8 protein-coding genes are annotated in these 5,415 nt (G+C 30.8%); all 8 read left to right on the top strand.

Going from position 1 to position 5,415, the window contains the following annotated elements:
- Positions 1-254, top strand: a 254-nt coding sequence (locus J7M77_RS11645; protein WP_296878727.1) for a YARHG domain-containing protein, incomplete at its 5' end; no start/stop codon positions are given.
- Between the two features lie 18 nt (positions 255-272).
- Positions 273-947, top strand: a complete 675-nt coding sequence (locus tag J7M77_RS11640) for a zinc-ribbon domain-containing protein (RefSeq protein ID WP_296878725.1) — start codon at positions 273-275, stop codon at positions 945-947.
- A gap of 122 nt (positions 948-1,069) precedes the next feature.
- Complete coding sequence (locus J7M77_RS11635) at positions 1,070-1,618, top strand: FHA domain-containing protein (protein WP_296878723.1); 549 nt, start codon at positions 1,070-1,072, stop codon at positions 1,616-1,618.
- Position 1,619: 1 nt separating this feature from the next.
- On the top strand, positions 1,620-3,578 hold the full coding sequence (locus J7M77_RS11630; protein WP_296878721.1) for a serine/threonine-protein kinase: 1,959 nt from the start codon (positions 1,620-1,622) through the stop codon (positions 3,576-3,578).
- Positions 3,575-3,712, top strand: coding sequence for a hypothetical protein (locus J7M77_RS11625; RefSeq protein WP_296878719.1), 138 nt, complete (start codon positions 3,575-3,577; stop codon positions 3,710-3,712). The genes J7M77_RS11630 and J7M77_RS11625 overlap by 4 nt, the downstream gene beginning before the upstream one ends.
- Before the next feature lie 17 nt (positions 3,713-3,729).
- A complete protein-coding gene (locus tag J7M77_RS11620) occupies positions 3,730-4,053 on the top strand; it encodes a hypothetical protein (RefSeq protein WP_296878717.1) in 324 nt (107 codons plus the stop codon).
- Between the two features lie 14 nt (positions 4,054-4,067).
- Positions 4,068-4,802 carry a zinc-ribbon domain-containing protein gene (locus tag J7M77_RS11615; protein WP_296878715.1) on the top strand — a complete coding sequence of 245 codons (735 nt, stop codon included), beginning with the start codon at positions 4,068-4,070 and terminating at the stop codon, positions 4,800-4,802.
- A gap of 255 nt (positions 4,803-5,057) precedes the next feature.
- The gene (locus tag J7M77_RS11610; protein WP_296878713.1) at positions 5,058-5,282 is read left to right on the top strand and encodes a hypothetical protein; all 225 of its coding nucleotides are present in this window, start codon (positions 5,058-5,060) and stop codon (positions 5,280-5,282) included.
- The last annotated feature ends 133 nt before the right edge of the window (positions 5,283-5,415 follow it).

The raw sequence follows: 5,415 nt of genomic DNA, 5'->3' as shown, positions 1-5,415 counted from the left end.
TATTCCCTAATAGTAGCACGCAATTATTGACAGAAGCTGACTTACAAGGAAAATCAGCCGAACAGTTAAGAATTGGGCGGAATGAAATTTATGCTCGTCATGGTAGAAAGTTCAACGATGAAAGTTTGCAAAATTATTTTAATTCAAAATCATGGTATCAAGGAACAGTTGAAGCCGATGCTTTTGATGAAAGTGTTTTAAGTGCGATTGAAAAACAAAATACTGAATTTATCAGCAGTCATGAAAATCGCTAGTAGTAGGGGGAATGGAATATGTTTTGTCCAAAATGTGGAAAGCAAATTGATGATGGGGCAATGTTTTGTCCTGAATGTGGAGCGTCATTGAAACAAGAAAATCCAATTATTTTTAATGAAAATGGTGGTCCAACAAATAATCAAGTTACTGCAAATAAACCAAAAAATAAGATGGTTCGTTATCTTATTGCCATAGTAGCTGTAATAGTTGTTGGTTATTTAGGGTGCCGTTATATTTTAGGAATAGATATATTTGGTGGAAGTTCATCAAATTATGAAAAGCCAATTGAAACAATCGTTGATGCGATGAATGATCAAGATATCGAAGCTTTTCTTTCAGCTATTCCTGAAGAAATTTTCGATGAATATGCCAAAGAATCAGGAATTGATGTAAAAAGTATTATTAGTCTCTATTCATCGCAGTTAAAAGAAGAAATGTTTTCAGAATATGAAGGCTGCGAGTTTAGTTATGAAATCAGTGAAGTATATGATTGTAGCCAGGATGAAATTGATGAAGCCAAAGATGAGCTAAAATCTGATTTTGGTGTTGATTTAACTATTAGTGATGCTAAGATTCTAGACCTTACTTTTATTATTACTGATTCTAGTGGTGAAAGAGATGAAGATGATGGTGAAATAATGGTTATTGAAATTGATGGCAGCTGGTATATTGAACCTAGTTCATTTTTTTGATTGATAAAAATGAGTTTAAAACATTGTTTAGGTATTTCTTTATTGGATATTTTAAATTATAATTAGTTTAAAGTATTTAAAAGAAACTAACAATGTTTTTTTATAAGAAGGAGGGTATTATGATGATCAAATGGGTTCCTGTAAATGAAGTGGAAATACCAGAAATTGAAAATCCGGGGTTTAGTGAAGATGTAATTATTCGTGAACCAATTGCAATGGTTAAAAAAGAAAAAATCGAAACAGTTAAAGATGTAAAAAAAGATGAAAGTAATGAAATATTTGCTGATTTTGATTTATTTGGGGATATTGGTGATGATGATGCTACAGTAATCTTAAATGCTGGTGATGATGAACCGACTATATTGCTTAAAAAAACTTATGCTTATGTCAAAAGATTAAAAACTAATGAGCTGATCATGATCAATCAGGATGAGTTTATTTTAGGAAAGGGGTCTAAAGCTGATTATATTGTAGTGAATAATCCAGCGATTTCCCGTAATCATGCACTTATTTATCAAGAAGATGATGGTTATTATTTAAAGGATCTAAATTCATCTAATCACACTTTTGTTGATGAAGAAGTATTAGAAGCAACGGTTAAATTAGAAGATGGGATGCAATTCAAATTGGCTGATGAATATTTTCAGTTTTTCTTGATTGAAGAGGCATAAGATGGATTATTTTAATCAAACCTATGAAATTAGAAGTAAAATTGGTGAAGGCACTGGCGGTGTTGTTTATCTGGCATACCATAAACGATTAGAAAAACTGGTAGTTTTAAAACAAATTAAACGAGTATCTCGTAATTTAGAAAGTAATCGACGGGAAGTTGATATTTTAAAAAATTTACAGCATACTTATTTACCTCAGGTTTTTGATTTCTTTTATATCAAAGATAAAGTTTTCACGGTCATGTCTTATATTCCTGGACAATCGCTTAAACAGTTATGTGATCAAGGCTATCAGTTTACTAATCAGCAGCTAATTAGCTGGGCGATGCAGTTATGTTTAGCTTTGAACTACTTACATAGTCAAAATCCACCAATTATTCATAGTGATATTAAACCGGCTAATATTATGTTAAGACCTGACGGAAATATCTGTTTAATTGATTTTAATATTTCTTTTTTCTTAGATGGAACAGCTATGCTTGGTTATACTAATGGATATTCATCACCAGAACAAAGATCAATAGCTTTAAATCATGATGATCAAGTTAAATTGGATGAAAAAAGTGATATTTATAGTATTGGTGCTACTTTATATTATTTAGCGACTAAGAAGAAATATGATGAAAATAATCCTGATTTTGTCACTTTAATTAATAATACTAGTGAAACTTTTACAAGAATTATCAAAAAAGCCTTAAGCTATAATAAAAATGATCGCTATCAAAGTGCTTATGAAATGTATCAGGCATTTAAAAATATGCCATTAGATGATAAACGTTATTTAAGTTTGATAAAAAAACAGCGGATCATCCAAATAAGTTTAACGCTATTATTAGCTGTAAGTATTGTTTTAACGGGACTGGGAATTTATACTTTAAAGCTTGAGCGGGTAGAATATTATAATGAACTGGTTGCCAGCCAAAAAGAATATCGTATCGCTAAACAGTTTGATAAACAAAGTGAGGTTTTTAAAGAAGCTAGAGAATTACTTCCTAGTTCTTTAGAAAGTTATTATCAAAATGCTTTGTCTTTATATCAGCAAGATAAGTATCAAGAATGTATTGAATTTATTGATTATGATGTTTTGGATAATGAAAGAATTGATATTAATCAAGATAAAATTGGTTATTTTTATGGCATCAGTGGTAATTGTTATTTTGAATTAGAAGAATACCAGGATGCTGTTGATCAGTTTGCTAGTGCTGTTGATTATCTAGGGTATGATGAAGAATTATATCCTGATTACCCAATTGCATTAGCTTATAATGATGAATTAGATCTTGCCAATGAAGAATTAGAAAAAGCAATTGAACATGGTTTAAGTGAAGATTCTTTGTATTATGCTCGAGGGGAAATCAATAAATCATTAGATAATGATGATATCGCCATTGAAAACTTTGATCATTGTTTAAAGATAAGTGATGATGATGAATTAAAAGAACGGGCGTATGTATTGATGAGTGATATTTATGTAGATGATCAAGAGTTAAATAAAGCTCATGATATATTAACTGAAGCTGTTGACAGCTTGCCGGTTACTTATCAAATGACATTACTGGAAAGATTGATTCAGGTTAATATTGATTTGAATACTGATGCTTCAAGAAAAGAAGCTTTGACTTATTTGCAACAGGTAATTGATAATAATTGGGATAGTTATGATACTTATGATAATATTGTCGTTTTAAATATGAAATTAAAAGATTATGATCAAGTAACTAATACACTTGATTATATGTTAAAGACATATAATGAGGATTATAATATTTATAAACGTTATGCTTTTTTAGAGATTGACTTGCAGGAAGCAAAAGATAATAGTCAGCGTAGTTATCAGCAATTTGAAAAATATTATTTAAAAGCTAAAGAATTATATCAAGATAGTAAGAGTTCTAATGATGCTGAAATGGCTTTATTAGATAGTTTGTATCAACAAGTTGAAAGAGGAGGATGGTTATGACAATTACCAATGGACTTATCTTAACGATTGGTGGTATTTTGGGAATTATTGTTTGTACTATTTCCTTGACCGTTAATCATAAAAGATTTAAAAAGCAAAAAAAGATTTTATTTGATGAAATAGAAAATGAATAATTGGAAAGGAGATTAATATGGATTTTAGTAATCAAGAGTTTTATGGGATACTTATTGGTAAAAGTGGTAAGTACCAGGATCAGGCTTGTTTATTAGAAAATAAAGTTCCTGTTTATTTTAAAAATGAAAATAGTGATATTTTAGTTGAAGACATGGAAAGCGAAACAGCTTTAGCTTGCTTATATTACATTCCTGAATACCAGGAATATTGCATTGAACCTTATCAGATGAATACAGTTTATTTAAAAAGTGGACAGCCATTAGGTAAACGAGTTTATTATTTGCCAAGGGGAATGGCAATTTATATTAATGAAAAAGAGCATTTATTTAAATTAGGATAATAAGGAGAAATAATATGTGTCAAGAAAATAAAGTATTAGATGAGTTATATCGTAAATTAGGGGAAGCTTATTATAATGGTGGTTTTGAAGATCCTTTACCACAGTTATTACCATTATTTGATCAAATAACGGAATGTTTAAATCAAGCTAAAACAATCGAAGAAGTAGAAGAACCAGTAATTGATGAATTGATGATTGAAGAGCCAGTAGCAGAGGAAGAAGTTATTGAACCACAAGTAGAAGAAGCTAAACCGGCAATGAAAACATGTCCTAAATGTGGAGCAGAAGTTAGCGAGCAGCAAGCTTTTTGTATTAGCTGTGGTGCTAATTTAAAAGAACCAGAACCAGCGCAACCAGAACCGGTAATTAAAGAAGAAATTAAGCGTTGTCCAAGCTGTGGTGTAGAAGTTAGTGCAAATCAAAAATTCTGTATTAAATGTGGAGCCAGTTTAGAAAAGCCAGTTGAAAAGCCAACTGAACGATTTACTTTTGACGATCAGCCAGTTGTTCAAGAACCAGTCAAACCACAGCCGGTGGAACCAGAACCACAACCAGTTGTTTCAACTTGTCCAAGTTGTGGTGCAATCGTAAAACCAGGACAAAAATTCTGTACTAAATGTGGAGCAACTATTCAAGCTAATACTAATAGAAACCCTGCTCCTCAACCAATGTCTAACTGTCCAAAATGTGGTAAACCGTTAGATCCTAATGATCGTTTCTGTACAGCTTGTGGTACTAAAATTAGATAATTAATAAAACCTTGGTATTTGCCAAGGTTTTTAAATACAAAATATCTTATCATAAGCTTTGATATATTCTAAAGATTTTAGTTTATTTTTATCCCTTTAAAAAAATTTCTACAAATTTTAAAAAAATAAAAGTAATTTTATCAAGTGCGGTTGTATATATATAATAGAACGGATAATTCTATTTTTAATTATAGTTTACTGCTATAATGTACTTGATTAGAAATTGTCCGTTACTTTTAAAAAAGAGGGATAATTTTGGGAAACCACGATATTAATGCCAGAATCTATTTTGCAAACAAAGATCGTTTTACTGATTTTTCTAATGTAGTTGCCTTTAATGGTAAAACTGTCTTAACTAGAGAAAACTGTTATGACTTTAACAGTGATGCAGCTGCCCGCTTTGGAAACATAGTCCTTGATCGAAGACGTGATATCATCTATCACTGTATCATTGAAAACCATGATGTTTTAATTGTATAGAAAACCAGACCTGGATTGATAAAACAATGCCAATAAGGGATGCTACTTATGACTTGGCAGTATACAACCGTCTGCTAGGTCCCAATCGGGAGATTGAAAATTTAATCCCGGTATATAGTAAAGTAATCAACTG

Origin of the sequence: Thomasclavelia sp. (assembly GCF_017889095.1) — a bacterium.
In the GTDB taxonomy this organism is placed as follows: Bacteria; Bacillota_I; Bacilli_A; order Erysipelotrichales; family Coprobacillaceae; genus Thomasclavelia.
The sequence above is the reverse complement of the archived record's forward strand: the minus strand, read 5'-3'. Positions and strand labels throughout refer to the sequence as shown.

Excerpts from the sequence above, each read along its gene's own strand:
- J7M77_RS11640 (WP_296878725.1), top strand. The coding sequence starts at position 273 with ATGTTTTGTCCAAAATGTGGAAAGCAAATTGATGATGGGGCAATGTTT.
- J7M77_RS11635 (WP_296878723.1), top strand. The coding sequence starts at position 1,070 with ATGATCAAATGGGTTCCTGTAAATGAAGTGGAAATACCAGAAATTGAA.
- J7M77_RS11630 (WP_296878721.1), top strand. The coding sequence starts at position 1,620 with ATGGATTATTTTAATCAAACCTATGAAATTAGAAGTAAAATTGGTGAA.
- J7M77_RS11625 (WP_296878719.1), top strand. The coding sequence starts at position 3,575 with ATGACAATTACCAATGGACTTATCTTAACGATTGGTGGTATTTTGGGA.
- J7M77_RS11620 (WP_296878717.1), top strand. The coding sequence starts at position 3,730 with ATGGATTTTAGTAATCAAGAGTTTTATGGGATACTTATTGGTAAAAGT.
- J7M77_RS11615 (WP_296878715.1), top strand. The coding sequence starts at position 4,068 with ATGTGTCAAGAAAATAAAGTATTAGATGAGTTATATCGTAAATTAGGG.